A 20278-nucleotide genomic window follows, 5' to 3' on the forward strand; every position below is an offset into this window, starting at 1 on the left:
CGTATTAGGGAATGAAACAACAATGAGAATTGAAACAGAGCGTTTGATCATTGAAGAGTTAACAGTTAATGACACTGAGTTTTTAATTGAATTACTTAACCAGCCAAGCTTTAAGCAAAATATCGGTGAGCGTTACGTCGATGATAAACAAAGCGCGATCAATTTTCTCGAAAACGGCCCATTTCTAACTTATCCGCGAGAAATTGGCATGCATTGCGTGCGCATTAAAGGATCAGGCGAGCCTATTGGCTTGTGTGGGTTAATGAAGCGCGATTATTTTGTGATGCCGGATCTTGGCTATGCGTTTCTTGAACAAGTACACGGGTTAGGCTATGCCAGTGAAGCGGCGAGGGAAGTTGTTAACTGGGCTAACTTTGACAAAGGATATAATCGGTTGTGTGCAATGACGGCGCCTAGCAACGAAGCGAGCATCAATTTGCTACTTAAACTAGGCTTTGAAGAAACTTCATTGCCATCGGTGCCCAATGAAATGAAAGACAGCCGTTATTTCGAATTACCACTAAATTAACCTGTTTCAGAAACTAAAACGCCGCGCTAAAACTAGTGCGGCGTTTGTCGTTAACTATCAACTAGCGTTTAGAATTTAGTCGTATCGCTAAATAAACCAACTTTTAAGTCTTTAGCAACGTAGATTTCACGGCCATCAACTTCCATAGTTGCATCTGCCATACCCATTACTAATTTGCGGTTGATAACGCGCTTCATGTTGATTTTGTAAGTAACCTTTTTAGCATCTGGTAATACTTGGCCAGTAAACTTCAATTCGCCTACACCTAGTGCACGACCACGGCCAGTGCCGCCAATCCAGCCTAGGTAGAAACCAACGAGTTGCCACATTGCGTCTAAGCCAAGACAACCAGGCATTACAGGATCGCCGATAAAGTGACAATCGAAGAACCAAAGATCTTTCGTAATATCTAGTTCGGCAATGATTTCACCTTTGCCAAACTCACCACCGTCTTCGGTCATGCTAACGATGCGATCCATCATTAACATGTTAGGTGCAGGCAGTTGTGGGTTGCCTTCACCAAATAACTCGCCACGACCACTGGCTAATAAATCTTCTCTTGTGTAACTCGACTTTTTAATCATTTTTATAAACCACTCTTAAAATTTGTGCGCTAGATTAGCGAACAGATGTACGCTTAACAACTCCGATGACCATTAAGGGCGCATGTTTTACCAGAATTTTAGCCGCGATAAGAATGATTCTGGCGCTTGCGGTGGATTGTTAATTTCCTCAATACGCGCTGCGATAGCGCCGTAGACGGAATCAGCAGGATATTCACCGTTGTCATCGGCTTCACCTGCCGTTAGACCAAAGGATAGGGCGATTGCTTGCTCAATATGCTCAACGGGATAAATCGCAAATTGACCGCTTTCAATTGCCGCGATGATTTCATCTGGCAAATTAAGGTTAGCAATATTTGATTTAGGAATTATGACACCTTGATTGTCTTTAAAGCCATTAGCCTGACAGACATTGAAAAAACCGACGATTTTCTCATTAACGCCGCCAATGGCCAAGATATTACCAAATTGATCCATGGCACCAGTCACAGCGATTCCTTGATGCAGTGGCTTTTTAGCAAAGGCTGATAATAAACAAAGTAAGCTTGCCATCGCGGCGCTATCACCGTCGATACCTTGGTAAGACTGTTCGAACACTAAATTGGCATCAAGCGGGATTTCATCATCCATCGCAAATTTTTGGTGTAAATACGAAGTCAGGATCGCAACACCCTTGGCGTGAATATTACCTGCTTGATCGACTTTGCGCTCCACATCGCCAATATCGCCATCGCCGTAATACACGGCGGCTGTTACGCGAGATGGCTCACCAAAGCTATCAAGGTCTGTATCGAGTACAGACAGCGCGTTGATTTGGCCAATTTGTTTGCCTTCGGTGACTAGCAATAGTTGTTTGTCTTTGATGGCTTCAAAACTGTATTGCGCGACGCGATTTTTGCGATGGTTATAAGCATTTATCGCTTCGATAATATGGCTAGATTCGATATGTTCATTGCCGTTGGCAAACACCTGCGCCTGTTGAATGAGTGATTTTAGTAATGCACTGTCAAGGGACATACGTTGGTGATGCTCAATTAAAAACGATGAGTAGTTCATCAAGGCCACTAAGGCCTCGCGGCTTAGCTCATTACAACCAGCTCGGCGTGAAATGTTTTGCAGAAAACCTGCATACTTGACGTAGTCTTTGTCATCATCGAGGGCGAATTGATGATTAACTTCGGCAACTAGCGGAAATAATTGCGTGATGTCGGGATCGAGATCTAACAGGCCGCGATAAGACAGGGCATCTCCGACCAAAATAATCTGCGTTTTTAAATCAATCGCTTGCGGATCGAGCCAGTGATTGGCACTGGTCCACTTAATTTGGCGATCAAATAAGGATGACTTTAACTCAAACCACAGCTGCGGGTTCTCCAGCAGACGATCGCTCGGCAACACCAAAACGCCGCCATTGGCTTGATGTAATAAGCCGGGCTGCAATAAATGATGGTTAGCGACAGTAGTGCCTTGCTCGGTAACTTGTGCGATATCGCCAAAGAGCTTAATGCTGTTTGGGTTATCACAAAATACGATTGGGAAAGAGTCATCCGCTTCGTGAGATACAAAGTTATTCACTAATACTGGGTGTGATAGTGCGTAACCATTATCTAAATTTTTAGCGAGATCGTTTAAGAAACTTAGTACCTTAGGTAAGCGCTTAAACACTTTAAGTAGTGGCTCAAGCTCAACGGTAAAATATTTCTCTTCACTCTCTGGATTGTCTTTAACTAATAAAGCGGCGCGTTTTAGCCAAGAGTGTACTAAACGCGTAAACTTAACTCCTTGTCCAGCGGGTAAGTTTAAACAAATTGGTTTACGAGGATTTGTGACATCTTCACAGTACACCACGTCAAAGACATTTTCTGCGGTAAGGGGATTGGATAATAATAGCTCTCGAATTAGCGCTTTTGAATCAATCGCTGGATAGCCAAGCACCACCATGTGTTGCTCGCTACATTGCTGTGTCGCAAAAAACTTAAAGGCATTTTGTGCGCGCTCTTGGCCAAGGCTTAAGCCTATGGCATCGAGCCACGAATGATTTTCTAACAGGGTTTGGGCACGCTGCTGATTAAATCCAATCTGGTTAACTGTTAACCCTGTTACTGCTTTCAAGATAAAATCCTTAAATAACTGTTTCTTTTAAACTTATCACGAATGTGTGCGCTAGACTAGCGCACGGTTACCGCAAGGCCTTTGAGGTAAAAACCTTCAGGGAAGGTACTGGCGATTGGGTGATCAGAGGCTTGTGACAAACGGCCAATGATTTGTGCGTCACGTCCTGCATCTAGCGCAGCATCGGCAACGATTTTTTGGAACAAATCTGCCGCCATCAGGCCAGAACATGAGTAAGTTAATAGTGTGCCGCCTGGATTTAACAGTTGCATTGCTACCATGTTGATATCTTTATAACCGCGACAGGCACCGTTAAGTTGTGACTTGTTGTCGGCAAACTTAGGTGGATCGAGGATGATGACATCAAATTTCTTACCTTCATCGCGATAGCGGCGCAATAGTTTAAATACATCGGCTTGTATAAAATCGACTTTCGATAAATCAAGGTTATTAATTTCGATATTCTGCTTAGCAATGTCCAGCGCGCTTTGGCTTAAATCGACATTGGTAAAATGCTTAGCGCCATTTTTCATGGCATAGATACCAAAGGTACCTGTATAACTGAAACAGTTAAGCACTGTTTTATCTTTACAATAACTACCAGCGATGCGGCGGTTATCTCGTTGGTCAAAATAGAAACCTGTTTTATGACCGCCAGGAATGTCCACTAAGATTTTTACGCCATTTTCTTCGATGACGCTTAGCTCTTGTGGCTCGTCGCCTTTAATCGGTCCCTTAACTGGTTTTAAACCTTCTTTCTTACGCACATCGACATCAGAGCGATCGTAAATATTGTAATTAGGGAAGATAGCTTCTAACGCACCGATGATATGGTGACGATTATATTCTGCGCCAGCACTTAACAGTTGAGTCACTAAGGTGTTGTCATAGTGATCGATAGTGATGCCCGGTAGGTAATCAGACTCGGCAGCGACTAAACGAAAACCTGTGAGCTGCTGATCTCTTATCAGCTCTTGGCGAACATCGTGGGCAGATTGAATACGCGATGCGAAAAATGCTTGATTGATAACTTCTCCTTGCTCAAACGACCAAATACGCACGCGAATTTGCGAGTCTGGCGAAAAAGCACCACAGGCTAACCAGTTGCCTTTAGCATCTAATACATCAACAGTTTCGCCCAATTGTGGCTTGCCTTTCACCGCTTTAATAGCCATCGAGAAGATCCATGGATGGCGGCGATTTAACGCCTTTTCGCGGCCGGGTTTTAGAATAATTGACGCGCTGTTTTGTTGTTGCATGATGCACCCTGAAAAGTTCGAAAATAAATGAGCGAGAATTTTACGGACAGGGCACAGATGGCGCAACAGTTTTCCGCCATTTGTCATGTCTTGATAACGATTTAGTTCACAATCACAGCAACAAATTTGAACGCGGCAAAATAAAACACAAAAAAGACGAAAGTATCACTAAAAATCAGTGCTCTAGCCTAGAAATAACCCAGCGCATGGCGTAGAATTGCCAACCTTTGTCAAATTCAATTGCTGGTGGATGATTTTATTATCTTATCGGCCAGTATTAACCATTAGTATGGGAAAGCTTAATGCAGCAACTTGAACCAATTGTTAAGCAAGCACTAGAAGAGATTGCTCAAGCGACGGATCTAAATACTTTAGATCAAGTACGCGTAACTTACTTAGGTAAGAAGGGTAAGATGACTGACTTGCTTAAATCGTTAGGTCAGCTATCTAACGAAGAGCGTCCAAAAGCCGGGCAACTAATTAACCAAGGTAAACAGCAGATCCAAGGCGCTATCGTTGAAAAGGGCAATGTGCTTCGCACTGCTGCGCTAAACGAAAAGCTTGCTAGTGAATCTATTGATGTTAGCTTACCGGGACGTCGCCTTGCCGCTGGTACTGTGCATCCAGTTAACCGCACTATTGAGCGTATCGAGAGCTTTTTCGGCGAGTTAGGCTTTAGCGTTAAAGCGGGTCCTGAAGTAGAAGATGATTTTCATAACTTCGATGCGTTAAATATTCCAGATCATCACCCAGCACGTGCCGACCACGATACGTTCTACTTCGATCCTAAAACAGTACTTCGCACACAAACGTCATGTGTACAAATTCGTACTATGGAAGTAGAAAAGCCGCCATTGCGTATTATCTCTCCGGGTCGTGTATATCGTAACGATTACGATCAAACCCACACGCCAATGTTCCACCAAGTGGAAGGCCTAATGGTTGACAAGAACGTGAGCTTTACTCAGTTGAAGGGTATTTTGCACGACTTCCTTAAGAACTTCTTCGAGGAAGATTTAGAGATTCGTTTCCGTCCGTCTTACTTCCCGTTTACTGAGCCATCGGCTGAAGTAGATGTTATGGGTAAAAACGGTTGGTTAGAAGTATTAGGTTGCGGCATGGTTCACCCTGAAGTATTGCGCAGCGCTGGTATCGACCCAGAAGAGTACACTGGTTTTGCCTTTGGTATGGGTGTAGAGCGTTTAACCATGCTTAGATACGGTGTCGACGATTTACGTTCGTTCTTCGAAAACGACGCGCGCTTCCTAAAACAGTTCAAATAAGGGTTAATCACATGAAATTTAGTGAATCATGGTTACGTGAGTGGGTTAACCCAAACGTAAGTAGCGAAGAATTATCAGCCCAGCTAACAATGGCTGGCTTAGAAGTTGATGATGTTGAGCCAGTAGCTGCCGAGTTTACCAACGTTGTTGTTGGTGAGGTGGTAGAGTGTGGTCAACATCCTGATGCCGACAAACTACAAGTAACGAAAATCAACGTTGGCGAAGATGAGCTAGTTGATATTGTTTGTGGTGCGAAAAACTGTCGTCTGGGTTTAAAAGTAGCGGTTGCTAAAGTTGGCGCTGTATTACCAGGCGATTTTAAAATCAAAAAAGCGAAATTACGCGGTCAGCCATCATTTGGCATGCTGTGTTCATTTAGCGAGTTAGGCATGGCTGATGACAGCGATGGTATCTTAGAGCTGCCATTAGACGCGCCAATCGGCACTGATTTACGTGATTATCTAAAGCTTAATGATGTGTCTATCGATGTTGATTTAACGGCAAACCGTGCTGACTGTTTAGGTATTAAAGGTTTAGCTCGCGAAGTTGCTGTATTAAACAACATGGATGTAACGCCAGTTGAAATTACAGCTGCTGACGTAACCATCGACGATAAGCTTGAAATCACATTAAGCGCGCCACAAGCGTGTCCACGCTACCTAGGTCGTGTGATCAAAGGTGTTGATGTTAAAGCAGCAACACCACTTTGGATGCAAGAGAAGTTACGCCGCAGTGGTATTCGCAGCATCGATGCTGTGGTAGACGTGACTAACTACGTATTACTAGAGCTTGGTCATCCAATGCACGCGTTCGATTTATCAAAAATCGATGGTGCCATTGACGTTCGTATGCCAACAGCCGACGAAAAACTAACGCTACTTGATGGTAACGAAGTAACGTTAAACGACGATACATTAGTTATCGCTGATAACAGCAAAGCATTGGCGATGGCAGGTATCTTCGGCGGTGAAACCAGCGGTGTTAACGATGAAACACAAGACATTTTCTTAGAAAGTGCGTTTTTCGGTAAGTTAGCTATTGCTGGTCAAGCACGTAAATACGGTTTGCACACTGATGCATCACACCGTTATGAGCGCGGTGTTGATCCTAAGTTACAGTTTGACGCAATGGAGCGTGCTACCGAGCTGCTTTTAACCATCGTTGGCGGCCAAGCTGGTCCTATCGTAGAAGCGGTTAGTGAAGAGCACTTACCAACATCAAATAAAATTGAATTACGTCGCAGCCGTCTAGAGCGCATCATCGGTATTTCAATTATCGATGAACAAGTGACTGAAATTCTAACCCGCTTAGGTATTGAAACAACAGCACACGCCGATGGCTGGACATGTCAATCGCCAAGCTACCGTTTCGACATCAACATCGAGTCTGATCTTATTGAAGAAGTTGCCCGCGTATACGGTTACAACAACATTCCAAATGTTGCACCAGCGGCGCTATTAACAATGAGCGAGCACAAAGAAAAAGAGCTAAGCGTTAACGATTTACGCAATGCGATGGTTGCACGCGGCTTTAACGAAGCCATTACTTACAGCTTTGTTGATCCTAAGAAACAAGCGGTATTATTCCCTGAGCTTGAGCCTAAGGTGTTACCACATCCAATCTCGGCGGATATGTCAGTAATGCGTGTGAGCTTATGGACAGGCTTATTAGCGGCAGTTTCTAACAACCAGAAGCGTCAGCAATCTCGCGTTCGTCTATTTGAAACCGGTCTTCGTTTCTACCCAGACGCCAACAGCGAGCATGGCATTTCACAAGATCCTATGATTGCCGGTGTTATTGCTGGTGGCATTAGCGACGAGCATTGGGATTTAGAATCTCGCGCCGTTGATTTCTTCGATCTTAAAGGTGATTTAGAAGCGCTAATGGAAGTGACTGCAGACGTTGAGCAATTTGAGTTCAAAAAGGCGAATTTAGACGCGCTTCACCCAGGTCAATCTGCGGAAATTTTCGTTAATGATGAGTCAGTTGGCTTCATCGGTGCTATCCATCCACAGCATGAAAAGGCACTTGGCCTCAATGGTCGTACCATTGTATTTGAAATCAAACAAGCTGCTCTTTTACAAAGAAAATTACCTGAAGCCGTTGCCCAGTCTAAGTTTCCAGCGAACCGCCGCGATATCGCACTAGTGGTTAAAGAAGACGTTAATGCAAAAGATGTTATAAAAAGCATACAAAATGTTGGCGAAAATCAGTTAGTTGGCATAAACTTGTTTGATGTATACCGCGGTCAAGGTATCGAAGATGGATATAAGAGTTTAGCGATTGCGTTAATTTTGCAAGATGCGACTCGAACTTTGGAAGATAAAGACATTGCATTGGTTGTCGAAAAAGCAGTCAAAGCAGCTAATGATTCATTTGGTGCAACTTTAAGAGACTAGAATATGGCCTTAACTAAAGCCGATATGGCAGAACATCTATTTGAAAATCTGGATTTTAGTAAAAAAGAAGCCAAGGAGATGGTTGAGTTATTTTTTGAAGAGCTACGTGGCTGTTTAGAAAGTGGCGAACAAATCAAGTTATCAGGTTTTGGCAACTTTGATTTGCGTGATAAAGCGGAACGTCCTGGTCGTAACCCTAAAACTGGTGAAGATATTCCAATTTCTGCACGCCGTGTCGTGACTTTTAGAGCTGGGCAAAAGCTTAAAGCTCGCGTCGAGCAATTAGAAGCCAAAGAATAACTTCTAGCTGTATTTACATCGCTAAAGAGCCAATGTCCATCGTTGATGGACATTGGCTTTTTTTGTTTGTGTTGCATCGATTAATGCCTGTAAGACAAGTATTGCCTAATTTCAATAATGACGCACGACTTGCTTGCTATTGGTAGTTTTAATTCGAGTATATTGGTGCATAAAAAAGCCGACAATATGTCGGCTTTTCGTTAGATGGTTCCAGTGTAAACTAGATTTTAAACTGAGAAACTGCTTGGCTTAAAGTGTCTGATTGTGTCGCAACCTCTTTGCTCATTTGCGAGTTTTGATCTGACAAACCAGAGGTTTCGTCAGTGACGTCGCGGATCTTAACAACGTGTTTGTTAACTTCACTTGCGACGGCGCTTTGTTGTTCGATTGCAGCGGCTACAGATTGAGTCATGCCCAAAATTACCGACACATCATCGGTGATTTCTTGCAGCATCTTACCGGTGCTAGACGCTTGCTCTGCACTGATTTCACCCTGGTCACGACAGGTTGCCATCAGTGCGACAATCTCAGAAGTTCGACCTTGGAATTGAGAAATAATAGATTCGATTTCTTTGGTTGAGTCCTGCGTTTTACTTGCAAGGCTGCGTACTTCGTCTGCTACTACTGCGAATCCTCGACCTTGTTCACCCGCGCGCGCCGCTTCAATTGCTGCGTTCAGAGCGAGTAGGTTTGTTTGCTCGGCGATGCCGCGAATTACTTCTAATACCTGACCGATGCTTTGGCTGTCAGTCTCAAGTGCGGTGATAACCTGTTCTGAATCTAACAAGTTAGATGACAATTGATTAATTTGCTCAATCGTTTTTTCTACACCTTGTTGACCCATAATGGCATTTTGATTGGTCATTTCGGCTTTGTTAGCTGTATCGGATGTATTGTTTGAAATCTCATCGACAGTAGCCACCATTTGCGTGATCGCAGTAGCTACCATATCAGTTTCAGCCATTTGGCTTTGCACGCCTTGAGTCGTTACTGCAACATTATTGGCCAATTGATTAGTTGCATCATTTAGCGCGACGACTGAAGAATTAACTTCGGTGATCAAGCTTCTAAATTGCGAAACCATCTGGTTGAAGTGCGTCGACATCTCAGCTATTTCATCGTTACCGTCGTCTTTTGCTCGTAGCCCTAAATTCTTGGTCTCACCAATGGTTATCATTAGGTCTCTTAGCTGCTCGATAGGGCGTAGTATACTGCGAGAAGTTGCTAGCGAAATGGCGATAGCAATTGCTAATATGATGAAAAATAGCGAAAACTGAAAATAGGCGATTGAATTTTCTGTCTCAAGAATTTTTGCTTTATTACTTGCTACTATGTCTTCAAGTAAGGTTTCGGTTTTGTGTACCGTTGCCCGCATATTTCCGAGGATGCCGAGTTTTTGATTGAAGCCAAAAGTCTTCTTGGCTTCAAATAGGGCGCTGAATGAATTTTGGTAGTCACGTAATAGCGTTGGTGCAGTGGCGTCTAACTGCGAAGAACTTGCAATAGTATCATTCATCGTTTGTAGTGCTTCGTCAGATGGTTGCAACATGAACTGTCGTTCTATCGCTTTCAATTGGAATAATTCGCTAGTTGCACGATGATCTCCATTGCCGATAGCACTTAATAATTCTTGTGAAGCAATGTTTAAACGTCCTTGTAATCCAAGATCAGTTTTATAGCCAATGGTTTTTTGTTGCTGGTTGAGCTTTTCAAATATTCTTTGATATTGGCTCAGGATATCGTCAAACTCATTGATCTTACCAACGCTAAGATCAAATTCTCGGAATGTGGTTTTGAGGTTATTGCTATGGGATTTAATTTTCGCAACGTTCTTTTGAAATTTTCCGATGTATTTTTCGTCTCTACGGGCCAGAAAATCTTTTTCGTTGCGGCGTAATTGAAGAACGCCTTTATCAATTGCATCTGCAGTTTCAACGCCTTCTAAAAGGCTGTGCATGGTGTTGAGGCTGTACATTTGTAACCCTAGCATCAGTAACATACTGATCACTAGTAGGGCGGTACTAAGGAGTAATTTGAGTTTAATGTTCATAAAAGACTCTTTGTTGAAAGGCGATAATACTTGTATTCGCTAATACGGTTCTGAAGTAAATTCCAGCGGATAAACTTCATCTGAGTCCCTTCAATGACAGTATCGACTGCATACGTTTTAAGTTTAGAAGTAATTAAACTAAACGCAAAAAAAACCGGACAACTGTCCGGTTTTTACGCAATTAGCACCTATAAGTTAGGATTTTGAGATTTTTTTCACTTTCCAGCGGTTGTTTTCCCAAGTCATGGTAAGGAATCGATCATCTGCAACAACGCCGCCTTGATATTTACCACGAATGTGTAGTTCGACCTTGGTGTCTTTTTTCGACTTACGAAAGAAATCGCCACCAACATCTGTCACTTGAATCGTGGCAGAATCCAATGAAAGCTGCATCATGTTACGCTGGATCATTTTGATACTGCGGTAATGATCGACTAAGCCTGCAACGCGCTTCACAGAATGTTTTTTAATTGCCTTAATATCTTTCGAATTATAGATGGCTTCAACGAATTCTTTTGCGACATCTTCAGGCATCTTTTTAGATTCTTCGTCGCCGCAAGCGGCAAGCGTTAATGCCATTAATGCAATAATTATTGCTTTGATTCTAGCGCCAATCGGCATTAAAAATTTAGTGTTCATGATTTTGAGCTTGTTTTCCTTGAATTGCGGTTAAGGCGATAGTGTAAACAATATCGTCAACTAATGCACCCCGTGATAAATCATTGACCGGTTTACGCATACCTTGGAGCATTGGGCCAATACTTATTAAATCGGCACTTCGTTGCACAGCTTTATAGGTGGTGTTACCAGTATTTAAATCTGGGAAGATAAACACATTGGCTTGTCCTGCTACTGGACTGTTTGGCGCCTTGGATGCGGCAACGTTCTTCATAATCGCCGCATCGTATTGTAGTGGGCCATCGATAATTAAGTCTGGGCGGCGCTCTTGAGCAATTTTGGTTGCTTCACGCACTTTTTCAACGTCAGAGCCACTGCCGGATGTTCCCGTTGAGTAACTAATCATAGCCACTTTTGGAGAGATACCAAAGGCAATCGCTGAATCTGCTGATTGAATAGCGATTTCTGCAAGCTGTTCGGCATTTGGATCTGGATTAATTGCACAATCACCATAAACAAGCACTTGGTCCGGCAATAACATAAAGAATACAGAAGACACTAAACTCGCATCAGGGGCTGTCTTTACCAATTGCAGTGGTGGGCGAATAGTATTAGCGGTGGTGTGGATGGCGCCAGATACTAGTCCGTCAACTTCATCTTGTGCCAGCATCATAGAGCCCAAAACAACATTGTCTTCTAGCTGCTCTTGAGCCACTACTTCAGTAAGACCTTTGTGCTCGCGCAATTTCACCATCGGCTCGACATAGCGCTGACGAACTTCTTGTGGGTCAACAATAGTCACACCGGCGCCTAATTCCACACCTTGTTGGGTGGCAATTAATTCGATATTTTCTTGATTACCTAACAACACACAGTTTGCAATGTTGCGCTGTGCACAAATCGCCGCGGCCTTGATAGTTCTCGGCTCTTCACCTTCTGGCAATACCACTGTCTTATTGGCGCGACGTGCCATCTCAGTTAACTGATATCTAAAGGCTGCTGGTGATAAGCGGCGCTGGCGGCTAGAGGCATGCGTTAGCGAGCCGATCCAATGTTTGTCGATATGGCTGGCGACAAATTCATCAACCTTGTTGATGCGCTCAACGTCATCATCCGGCACTTCGTCGTTGAAACTTTGCAGATCAATCGATGTTTGCCATGTATTGGTATCAACCAACAAAATTGGTAAGCCTGTTGCCATCGCTTGCTGACACAGATCCATCACAGGTTGTTCAGGCTCATAACCATTGGTTAGCAGTAAAGCGCCGATTTTTACGCCATTCATCGCTGCTAGACAGGCTGATACAATCACATCTGAGCGATCACCCGAGGCAACCAACAATTTATTGGCGCTAAAGTTTTCAACCATGTTTGGAATACTGCGGGCACAGAAAGTAATACTGCGTAGACGACGGCTGTGAATTTCACCTTCGTTGATGATTCGAGCTTTCAAATGATTGGCTATGTCGATAACACGCGGCGCAATGATTTGTTCGTTCCAAGGGATGTAACCTAAAACGCGAATTGGGCTGCGACCAAATAGTTGGAACACTTCCATTTGTTGTTGGTTAGAAGTATTACCGCCATTTTCAAGATCTTGACGTAATACGCCATTGTCATCGATAGGGGCGTTAATTTTGTTAACGATACAGCCTAAGATTCGCTCAGCACCGGTACCACCAAATGGCTGACAGGCAAGCTCAATGCGCTCTTTTTGTTGGATCGCGCTGTCGCTACCTGGCGAAGTAACAAAAACCACTTCGGCATCGAGCGCTTTGGCGATTAAGTTATTGAGGCGCGAAGTGTACTGTTGCTTACGGGTTGGCACCAAGCCTTCGATGATTAAAATATCATTATCGCTTTGGGCAAGGTTTGCTTGTTCAACGATTTCTTCCAGCAGAATATCCGACTTACCACTACTCATCAGCTTGCCAACGTAGTTAGGCGATAGCGGTTTCGGTGGCTCAATATTCGGGTTGCGACCGATAATGGTACTTGAACGCTCTGGGCCAACGTCGCCCGTTACTGGCTGGGCGACAGGTTTGAAAAAGTTTACTTTAATGCCATGACGTTCGATGGCATGTACTAATCCCATGCTGACAGAGGTTAAACCAACACCAAAACCAACAGGCACTAACATTATTGTTCTAGCCATGATCTACTCCTGAGTTAAAGCGATGGCATCAAGGGCAATCACTAATTCTTCGTTAGTTGGGATAACCATTGCTTTGGCACCGCTGTTTTTGGTGATAACGCCTTGATTACCAAAGCGAGCGTCTAGGTTTGCTTGCTCATCGAGCGCTAGGCCGAAGATTTCAAGTTGCTCAATAACGCTGGCGCGAATCAGATCTGAGTTTTCACCGATGCCACCAGTGAAAACGATAGCGTCTAGGCGGCCAAGTGGTACTGTGTATGAAGCAATGTATTTGGCGAGGCGGTAACAAAAGACATCAAGGGCCAGTTTAGCACCGGCATGGCCTTGTTGCGCTCGCTCTTCTATCACGCGACAATCATTTGTTAATTCTGAAAGTCCTAATAAACCGCTTTGTTTGTTAAAGACGTTATTCACTTCGTCATTACTGTAGCCAAGTTGGTCAATCATATATTGCGCGATCGCTGGATCAACGTCGCCGCAGCGGGTCCCCATTACTAGTCCTTCAAGTGGTGTTAAGCCCATACTGGTATCAACACTTTGGCCATTCTTGACGGCGGTGACACTAGCGCCGTTACCCAAATGGGCGCTGATAATATTGGTTTCTGACACATCTTTATCAAGCATCTTCGCAGCTTGTTGAGTAATGAAGTAATGGCTGGTGCCGTGAAAACCGTAGCGACGAATGCCGTGCTCTTTATAAAGCGCGTGGGGCAGTGCATAAGTAAAGGCTTTTGCTGGCATACTTTGATGAAATGCGGTATCGAACACAGCAACCTGGGCTAGGTTAGGGAATGCCTGTTGCGCCGCATTGATGCCAATGAGGTTAGCAGGGTTGTGCAGTGGTGCAAGTTTGGAAATGGCTTCCAATTGCTCGATGACCTGATTGTCGATAACTACCGACTGCGTAAATAGCTCGCCACCATGTACAACGCGATGTCCGACCGCAATGACTGCGTCGTTTAATGATAAATCGCTAAGTAAGGTAACTATTGTATCGACGGCGCTTTGGTGCATTGCATTGGCATTTAACGCTATCGTTTTCTTATCACCTTGGTATTTATATTTAATAATGGGGTTACTAGAACCTAGAGCGTCGGCAAGGCCACTTAAAATTTCATCGTGAGACTTAGCGTCGATTAATGAAAATTTCAGTGATGAGCTGCCACAATTTAAAACAAAGACCAGCGAATTGTGCATTGGGGTTTCCTAACATATCGGACAAAGATGATGATTACCGCTCTATAGGTTCTAAAGATTGTGGGGCTAGTAAAGTGAGAGGCGAGCCACTACAATAATTAAATATCTACAGATTTCGACGCGATAATCGGCATTAAATTAAGAATGTGATTATATACTTAAGTCGTATTTTTGTGTCGCAGTTTTTTGAATAATTATCATTAATTTGAGAGTTTTATGACCGAAATTAAACTTTTGATCGAGCAGGGCAGAGAGTATCAGGCATTATGGCCTGAGCAACGTGCACTTTCGGTGATTTTTCCTGATCCTAAGATTATTAAGTTGTCGAAGCTATTGCAGAAAAGTGCTGCGGGCATCGCCTGCTTAAGTTTTGTTGCTCAATATCTCTATTTCGGTCATGAAGTCATGCCTCGTGCACTTGCAATGTCGTTGTTGGTGTTGAGTATTCCTTATCAAAGTTTAATTTGGCTAGGGCATCGCGCCAAGCAGCCGTTGCCGCTTGGCTTAATTAGTTGGTGCAGTGATATTCGCAGTCAAATGATTAACGCGGGAATTAATGTAGCTCCCATTTCTCGCAAAGCATCCTATAAAGACATGGCATTACTGCTTAATCAAGCCTATAGCAAACTCAATAAGGCATTTGAATTGCCGTAGTACACAAATCAGTTTGCTATGGCTTTTTGAATAGTGTGACTAGAAAGTCCAGTTCTATCTCAAAAGGGCAAGCCGCTTTTATTTTCTCGCGTATTTCTGGTGTCGCTTTCCAAGCAAAAGGCGTCATATCCAATAATCGAATACAGTCTTCAGCGCTTGGTGTTATTGTATAAGTCAGTTGCTCACTGTTTACGCGCTCTAAGCCTGTAAATAGTGTGTCTTGCGTTTGATGCGGACGTACTTCTTGATAAATAAACTCTCGCAGTTGCCATAAATGACGTGGCGCCGGTGTGACATTGATGAAATGTCCGCCAGTTTTTAACACGCGAAGCAATTCAGTATCGCTGACAGGTGCATAGACTTTAAAGGCGACGTCAACGCATTCATTGATAAATGGCATGGCCTCCGAGCTGGCAACCGCGTATTCACCTGCCGGATCTTTTCTAGCCGCTCTCATGACAGCGGGCTTTGAAATATCAAAGCCAAAGTGTTGCCAACCGTTCTCTTCGCAAATTGCTCTTGAGTAATAGCCTTCGCCGCAGCCAATATCGAGAATGGTTGTTTTGTCTTTTGCTAGTGACTGCACTAGCTTTTCTAGTGCATGAGCCAACGTCCGATAGTAGTTGCCTGCGAGAAAAGCTTCTCGTGCAGCAATCATCTCTTTACTATCGCCGGGCTGCTTTGACTTTTTGTTTTGAACAGGTAATAGATTGAAATAGCCTTGTTTTGCCCGATCGACACTGTGGTTATTATGACAAATGAGTTGTTTGTCGTTGTTTGATAGGTTTAGTGCTGATTGGCAAAGCGGGCATTGATAAATCATAGAAAACTTCTAATTGGCTTAACGATAAAGTAAAACCCATTGGGGGCGGTGTTGTAACAACGTAATCAGAACTGTCGCATTAAACAGTAACTCTGGTAGCCAAAACAATGGGCTGAGAATTATATACTGGTTTAATACCGCATCGACAGCGACATTTGATACAAAAACATAATAGAGTGATAAGCCAAGTGTTTTCACGCAGAAGATAATGGTGCTGCCAAGACCAGCAGTGACGAATGAAAAGCGCCAAAGGTTGCGATGTTTGGTGAGCTGCACCCATTTAGCAAAGACAAAGAGCGGAATTATGTAGCCGGCTAGCCAATAGCCACCAATGTCACTTATGGCTAATTCGCCTATTAACACTAAAGAGGCTATAACCATGGCGACTGCACATAATGAAAGTCTAATGCCGATTACTAGTGATACTGCCGCTAATCCCATAAAGTGCATTGGCATTTGCGGGGATAAGCCACCAGTGAGGGAGGCGAGTAAAATGAGGGTGAGGGTTGCAGCGCAAAATAAATGAAACGCGATACCTTTGCCTTTGAGCTCGCTTAGCGTTGGTAACGGTTTTATGCTCACAAGCACTAAGGAACAAACCGCGATAAGGCAAAGGTTGATCATGTAAATGTTATTCGCCTAACTAGGCTGGCTCTTGTTCTGTCTCATTAGTTAAGACTTTTTCTAACAAAGCGACATCATGAAACTCGTCGAATTTTTTACCTACTTGGCCCATGGTTCCAACAGTTTCAAATCCCATATTGTGGTGCAGGGCAATCGATGCGTCATTTGGCAGAGTAATCCAAGCGTAAGCGCGATTGTAATCTTGAGATTTTAAGGCATTGAGTAGATGGCGATAGAGGGCACGTCCGACGCCTTTTTCCTCACAATCTGGTGCTTTGTAAACGGTAACCTCTGTTGAGCTAGCATAGGCTTGTTTGGCTTTAAACGTACCGTTGTAGGCAAAACCGATAACTTTATCGTCCTGAACAGCGACTAGCAAAATATGGCGCTGCTTTAAAATAGCTGTTTGATACCACTGCAAGCGTTGGGCGATTGACCAAGGCTCAACGTCAAAAGTGATAGCAGAGTGCTCTATAAAGTGATTATAAATGGCGTTTACATGGTAAAGATCGCCAAGGACTGCCTGTCTTATAGTTATCATATTAAAATCTCACATGACGCACTGGTACTAATAACAGTGCGAGTTATGGTTAAATTTAAAATTCAAACGATGACCAAATAGGCGCGTGATCAGAAGGTTTTTCGATCCCTCGCAATTCGTAGTCGACGTCCGATTCAACACAGTATTGACTGAGGTTTTCAGTCGCTAATATTACATCAATGCGCAGGCCGCGATTATCGTCAAAGCCGCGTGAACGATAATCAAACCAGCTGTATTTATCATTGGTTTCCGGATGTAACAGTCGGAAAGTATCTTCTAGTCCCCAACCTTGTAGTCGCGCTAGCCATTCACGCTCTTCTGGAAGGAAGCTACATTTACCTGTGCGCAACCAACGTTTGGCATTGTCTGGACCGATGCCAATATCTAAGTCTGTTGGTGAAATGTTAATGTCACCCATCACAATGACATTCTCATCATTGGTGTGATTCTTTTCTAAATAATCCTGCAGATCTTGATAAAACTTCTCTTTGGCAGGGAATTTAGTTTCGTGCTCGCGATTTTCCCCTTGTGGGAAGTAACCGTTTAACACGCGCACTTTGTTGCCAGCAGCAGTAGTAACAGTAGCCATAATCATCCGGCGCTGCGCATCTTCCGTATCTGTTTCCCATCCGTATTGAACGTCTTCAACGTCCAATTTAGTCATTAACGCAACACCGTAGTGACCTTTTTGGCCGTGATAGAACACCTTGTAACCTAGTGCTTCTACAGCGTCGAGCGGAAATTGAGGGTTATCGACTTTGATTTCTTGTAAGCCAATTACATCTGGTTGATGCTTATTTACTAAGGCTTCTAGTTGATGAAGCCTAGCGCGGAGGCCATTAATGTTAAAGGAAATTACTTTCATAAATACTTCTTTTTTAAATTATTATTGCGTAAAACTTAAACGCTTCGTTTGATTCTATCCCACCAAAAAAATTGAGCAACAGCTAATTTTATTATTCGATGAAAAAAGATAATTGCGAGCGTGGATTGAGATAATTTTTGATATGCGGCTCAACACTTCGAGGTGAAAGCGCAGACTCAATCGTGACTTCTTCTTGGTCTAAATCGATGATTGCTGCCTCATCGCGGGGAATTTTTTCATCAAACACCATGACACAAGGTGCTAGCAGTTTTGCCGTATTGACGGTGATAACTATGCCAATTTGGCCGTTATTTAATTTGACTAAAGTTCCAGGTGGGTAAATGCCAAGCGATTTAACGAAGGCACTTAGCTGTTTTTCGTCAAACTGAGACTTCTTACTGGCAAACAAATAGCTAAGGCTTTGTGCTGGTGTGCGAGCCTTGCTCTCGTCATAGGGATAGCAAAGGTTTTCATACAAATTAACCATCGAAATAATCAGTGAATGTGGATGTAATTTGTCCTTTGTTAAACCCTTAGGGTAGCCGCTACCGTCAGCATATTCGTGATGTTCGCTAATTAATCGTTTAACAGTGTCATTAATTGATGGCACGTTATTGATAAATTCAATGGAGTATTCCGGATGCTTTTCGATAACAAATTTTCGTTTGGCAGGTGTTACGTCTTTGCTGGTGTAAAATTGACTAGGAATTTTCAACTTGCCGATATCGTGCAGCAATCCTGCGGTACCTAGGTCACTAATCTCACTTTCTTTTAAACCAACTTTCTTACCAATCATCATCGCCAATACCGATACCGATACTGCGTGCTGGTGGCTGTCCATATCGTCGCGATCATCACCAACCAAATGAAGAACTAAGTCGTCCTTACCTAGCAGGGCCTTAGTCATGGTAGCCATTACACTTTGAGCTTCTTCCATTGCCACTAGAGGACGAGATTGTACCTTGGAAGTTAAAGAGCGCACTTTACTCAAGGCGTTTTGATAAGCTTGTTCACACTCTTTGATGGCTCGGCGATGCTGCTGCATCGCGAGGATTTGTTGCTCTTTATCGCTAAGCTTGTTTTTGAGTAGCGTTGTGTCTTGTTCAGTTTCGACGTTCGCTGGCGCACTATCTTCTTTGACAGGTAACGGATGAGCATCGCTTTTACTAGGAATCGCGTAAACGTGCTTGATGTTTGCTTGCTTTAATAACGCAATTTGATTTTGCGACGTAATTTTAAATTGGTTAAACATGAAAGGGTGCGCGTTCCATCGCACAGGCAGTTTGATATAAACTCCTGGTTGCAGGCGATCTATGGTTAGTTTGATTCTGGCACTATTATCTTTCATCAACAGTTTTCTTTAGGCAGGAAGCACTTTTTTAAAAGGTTTTACGACAACGCTTTCATAGACGCCAGCAGAAACATATGGATCAACGTCTGCCCATTGCTGTGCTGCCTCTAAGCTTTCAAATTCAGCAACCACTAATGAGCCACTAAAGCCTGCTTGTCCAGGATCTTCGCTATCGATAGCAGGCGTTGGCCCTGCAAGTAACAAACGTCCTTGGGCTTGTAACTCGTTTAAACGAGCTAGATGGTCTGGACGGGCCGCTAAACGTTTTTCTAAACTGTTTGCAACATCGGTTGCATGAATCATATACCACATAAAACTTGTTCCTAATTTATTACTGTGCGTCATCGCTAGGCATGTATTTGTAGATATACACACCAGAGCAAATGAACATAATGAAGGTAAGGGCGGTTAGGCCGAAGACTTTAAAATTAACCCAAGTATCTAGACTTAGATTAAAGGCAATCCAGAAATTTAAAACGCCAGCAATAACACAGGTCGCTGCCCAGCCAAATGACAGGTTACGCCAAACATACGATGGTGCGTCTATTTCACTCCCCATCAGCTTCTGCGGGATTGATTGGCCTACTAATTGATAACCTAAAAGTACTAAGGCGAATACGCCATAAATAATTGATGGTTTCAATTTGATGAAATTGTCGTCGTGGAAATAAAGAGTGAGGGCACCAAACACGCTCACTACGCCAAATACAATCCAGTTTTGACGTTCTATTTTTTTGAAAATGATTTGTAAGGCGATTAGTTGCAATACCGTAGCACCAATGAGCACAGCAGTCGCGGTATACACGTCGAATAAATAGTAGCTAATGAAAAAGGCGGCAAGTGGCAGGTATTCGAGAAGGTGCTTCATAAAACGTTGATTCTTATTTATATGTATTGCTGGATATTGTAATCAAACAGACGCGAGCTTGTCACTAGGCCTCTGAGTTTGTCGATA

At 43.4% G+C, this 20278-nt stretch carries 19 protein-coding genes; 5 read left to right on the forward strand and 14 right to left on the reverse strand.

What is annotated here, in order from left to right; translation table 11 throughout:
- Positions 1–22 precede the first annotated feature (22 nt).
- The gene (locus MHM98_RS08865) at positions 23–529 is read left to right on the forward strand and encodes a GNAT family N-acetyltransferase (protein WP_239438923.1); all 507 of its coding nucleotides are present in this window, start codon (positions 23–25) and stop codon (positions 527–529) included.
- A 68-nt stretch (positions 530–597) separates the two neighbouring features.
- On the opposite strand, the gene fabA is transcribed toward MHM98_RS08865, so the two are convergent.
- From fabA to MHM98_RS08880, 3 genes are all read right to left on the reverse strand, one after another.
- Positions 598–1113: a bifunctional 3-hydroxydecanoyl-ACP dehydratase/trans-2-decenoyl-ACP isomerase gene (gene fabA / locus MHM98_RS08870; RefSeq protein WP_239438924.1), complete on the reverse strand. Its 516-nt coding sequence runs from the start codon at positions 1111–1113 to the stop codon at positions 598–600.
- Between the two features lie 87 nt (positions 1114–1200).
- The gene (locus MHM98_RS08875; RefSeq protein WP_239438925.1) at positions 1201–3204 is read right to left on the reverse strand and encodes an AAA family ATPase; all 2004 of its coding nucleotides are present in this window, start codon (positions 3202–3204) and stop codon (positions 1201–1203) included.
- 56 nt (positions 3205–3260) lie between these two features.
- Complete coding sequence (locus MHM98_RS08880; protein ID WP_239438926.1) at positions 3261–4463, reverse strand: class I SAM-dependent methyltransferase; 1203 nt, start codon at positions 4461–4463, stop codon at positions 3261–3263.
- Between the two features lie 302 nt (positions 4464–4765).
- On the opposite strand from MHM98_RS08880, the gene pheS reads away from it, so the two are divergent.
- The 3 genes from pheS to MHM98_RS08895 are packed head-to-tail and all read left to right on the forward strand — an operon-like array spanning position 4766 to position 8445.
- Positions 4766–5746, forward strand: a complete 981-nt coding sequence (gene pheS, locus MHM98_RS08885; protein WP_239438927.1) for a phenylalanine--tRNA ligase subunit alpha — start codon at positions 4766–4768, stop codon at positions 5744–5746.
- Positions 5747–5757: 11 nt separating this feature from the next.
- Positions 5758–8145, forward strand: coding sequence for a phenylalanine--tRNA ligase subunit beta (gene pheT, locus MHM98_RS08890; RefSeq protein WP_239438928.1), 2388 nt, complete (start codon positions 5758–5760; stop codon positions 8143–8145).
- Between the two features lie 3 nt (positions 8146–8148).
- A complete protein-coding gene (locus MHM98_RS08895) occupies positions 8149–8445 on the forward strand; it encodes an integration host factor subunit alpha (protein WP_239438929.1) in 297 nt (98 codons plus the stop codon).
- A 220-nt stretch (positions 8446–8665) separates the two neighbouring features.
- On the opposite strand, the gene MHM98_RS08900 is transcribed toward MHM98_RS08895, so the two are convergent.
- The 4 genes from MHM98_RS08900 to MHM98_RS08915 form a co-directional block, all read right to left on the reverse strand.
- Entirely contained in the window at positions 8666–10495 is a 1830-nt protein-coding gene (locus tag MHM98_RS08900) for a methyl-accepting chemotaxis protein (RefSeq protein WP_239438930.1), read from the reverse strand.
- A 195-nt stretch (positions 10496–10690) separates the two neighbouring features.
- On the reverse strand, positions 10691–11134 hold the full coding sequence (locus MHM98_RS08905; protein ID WP_239438931.1) for a hypothetical protein: 444 nt from the start codon (positions 11132–11134) through the stop codon (positions 10691–10693).
- Positions 11124–13268 (reverse strand): phosphate acetyltransferase, encoded by a 2145-nt coding sequence (pta, locus tag MHM98_RS08910; RefSeq protein ID WP_239438932.1) that lies wholly within the window; start codon positions 13266–13268, stop codon positions 11124–11126. The genes MHM98_RS08905 and pta overlap by 11 nt, the downstream gene beginning before the upstream one ends.
- 3 nt (positions 13269–13271) lie before the next feature.
- Positions 13272–14465, reverse strand: a complete 1194-nt coding sequence (locus tag MHM98_RS08915; protein WP_239438933.1) for an acetate kinase — start codon at positions 14463–14465, stop codon at positions 13272–13274.
- Positions 14466–14681: 216 nt separating this feature from the next.
- On the opposite strand from MHM98_RS08915, the gene yfbV reads away from it, so the two are divergent.
- Entirely contained in the window at positions 14682–15119 is a 438-nt protein-coding gene (yfbV, locus tag MHM98_RS08920) for a terminus macrodomain insulation protein YfbV (RefSeq protein WP_239438934.1), read from the forward strand.
- A gap of 16 nt (positions 15120–15135) precedes the next feature.
- Here yfbV and rlmA read toward each other — a convergent pair whose 3' ends face one another.
- The 7 genes from rlmA to MHM98_RS08955 form a co-directional block, all read right to left on the reverse strand.
- Positions 15136–15942: a 23S rRNA (guanine(745)-N(1))-methyltransferase gene (rlmA, locus tag MHM98_RS08925; protein WP_239438935.1), complete on the reverse strand. Its 807-nt coding sequence runs from the start codon at positions 15940–15942 to the stop codon at positions 15136–15138.
- 18 nt (positions 15943–15960) lie between these two features.
- Positions 15961–16566, reverse strand: coding sequence for a hypothetical protein (locus tag MHM98_RS08930; protein WP_239438936.1), 606 nt, complete (start codon positions 16564–16566; stop codon positions 15961–15963).
- Positions 16567–16585: 19 nt separating this feature from the next.
- On the reverse strand, positions 16586–17107 hold the full coding sequence (locus MHM98_RS08935) for a GNAT family N-acetyltransferase (protein WP_239438937.1): 522 nt from the start codon (positions 17105–17107) through the stop codon (positions 16586–16588).
- A gap of 55 nt (positions 17108–17162) precedes the next feature.
- Positions 17163–17972, reverse strand: coding sequence for an exodeoxyribonuclease III (gene xthA, locus MHM98_RS08940; RefSeq protein WP_239438938.1), 810 nt, complete (start codon positions 17970–17972; stop codon positions 17163–17165).
- Positions 17973–18063: 91 nt separating this feature from the next.
- Positions 18064–19320, reverse strand: a complete 1257-nt coding sequence (locus tag MHM98_RS08945) for an HD-GYP domain-containing protein (RefSeq protein WP_239438939.1) — start codon at positions 19318–19320, stop codon at positions 18064–18066.
- Between the two features lie 12 nt (positions 19321–19332).
- Positions 19333–19635, reverse strand: a complete 303-nt coding sequence (locus tag MHM98_RS08950; protein ID WP_239438940.1) for a YciI family protein — start codon at positions 19633–19635, stop codon at positions 19333–19335.
- A gap of 19 nt (positions 19636–19654) precedes the next feature.
- Positions 19655–20191, reverse strand: a complete 537-nt coding sequence (locus tag MHM98_RS08955) for a septation protein A (RefSeq protein ID WP_239438941.1) — start codon at positions 20189–20191, stop codon at positions 19655–19657.
- Between the last annotated feature and the right edge of the window lie 87 nt (positions 20192–20278).

This window comes from Psychrobium sp. MM17-31 (assembly GCF_022347785.1).
GTDB lineage: Bacteria > Pseudomonadota > Gammaproteobacteria > Enterobacterales > Psychrobiaceae > Psychrobium.

Excerpts from the sequence above, each read along its gene's own strand:
- MHM98_RS08865 (WP_239438923.1), top strand. The coding sequence starts at position 23 with ATGAGAATTGAAACAGAGCGTTTGATCATTGAAGAGTTAACAGTTAAT.
- fabA (WP_239438924.1), bottom strand. The coding sequence starts at position 1,113 with ATGATTAAAAAGTCGAGTTACACAAGAGAAGATTTATTAGCCAGTGGT.
- MHM98_RS08880 (WP_239438926.1), bottom strand. The coding sequence starts at position 4,463 with ATGCAACAACAAAACAGCGCGTCAATTATTCTAAAACCCGGCCGCGAA.
- pheS (WP_239438927.1), top strand. The coding sequence starts at position 4,766 with ATGCAGCAACTTGAACCAATTGTTAAGCAAGCACTAGAAGAGATTGCT.
- pheT (WP_239438928.1), top strand. The coding sequence starts at position 5,758 with ATGAAATTTAGTGAATCATGGTTACGTGAGTGGGTTAACCCAAACGTA.
- MHM98_RS08895 (WP_239438929.1), top strand. The coding sequence starts at position 8,149 with ATGGCCTTAACTAAAGCCGATATGGCAGAACATCTATTTGAAAATCTG.
- MHM98_RS08900 (WP_239438930.1), bottom strand. The coding sequence starts at position 10,495 with ATGAACATTAAACTCAAATTACTCCTTAGTACCGCCCTACTAGTGATC.
- MHM98_RS08905 (WP_239438931.1), bottom strand. The coding sequence starts at position 11,134 with ATGAACACTAAATTTTTAATGCCGATTGGCGCTAGAATCAAAGCAATA.
- pta (WP_239438932.1), bottom strand. The coding sequence starts at position 13,268 with ATGGCTAGAACAATAATGTTAGTGCCTGTTGGTTTTGGTGTTGGTTTA.
- MHM98_RS08915 (WP_239438933.1), bottom strand. The coding sequence starts at position 14,465 with ATGCACAATTCGCTGGTCTTTGTTTTAAATTGTGGCAGCTCATCACTG.
- yfbV (WP_239438934.1), top strand. The coding sequence starts at position 14,682 with ATGACCGAAATTAAACTTTTGATCGAGCAGGGCAGAGAGTATCAGGCA.
- rlmA (WP_239438935.1), bottom strand. The coding sequence starts at position 15,942 with ATGATTTATCAATGCCCGCTTTGCCAATCAGCACTAAACCTATCAAAC.
- MHM98_RS08930 (WP_239438936.1), bottom strand. The coding sequence starts at position 16,566 with ATGATCAACCTTTGCCTTATCGCGGTTTGTTCCTTAGTGCTTGTGAGC.
- MHM98_RS08935 (WP_239438937.1), bottom strand. The coding sequence starts at position 17,107 with ATGATAACTATAAGACAGGCAGTCCTTGGCGATCTTTACCATGTAAAC.
- xthA (WP_239438938.1), bottom strand. The coding sequence starts at position 17,972 with ATGAAAGTAATTTCCTTTAACATTAATGGCCTCCGCGCTAGGCTTCAT.
- MHM98_RS08945 (WP_239438939.1), bottom strand. The coding sequence starts at position 19,320 with ATGAAAGATAATAGTGCCAGAATCAAACTAACCATAGATCGCCTGCAA.
- MHM98_RS08950 (WP_239438940.1), bottom strand. The coding sequence starts at position 19,635 with ATGTGGTATATGATTCATGCAACCGATGTTGCAAACAGTTTAGAAAAA.
- MHM98_RS08955 (WP_239438941.1), bottom strand. The coding sequence starts at position 20,191 with ATGAAGCACCTTCTCGAATACCTGCCACTTGCCGCCTTTTTCATTAGC.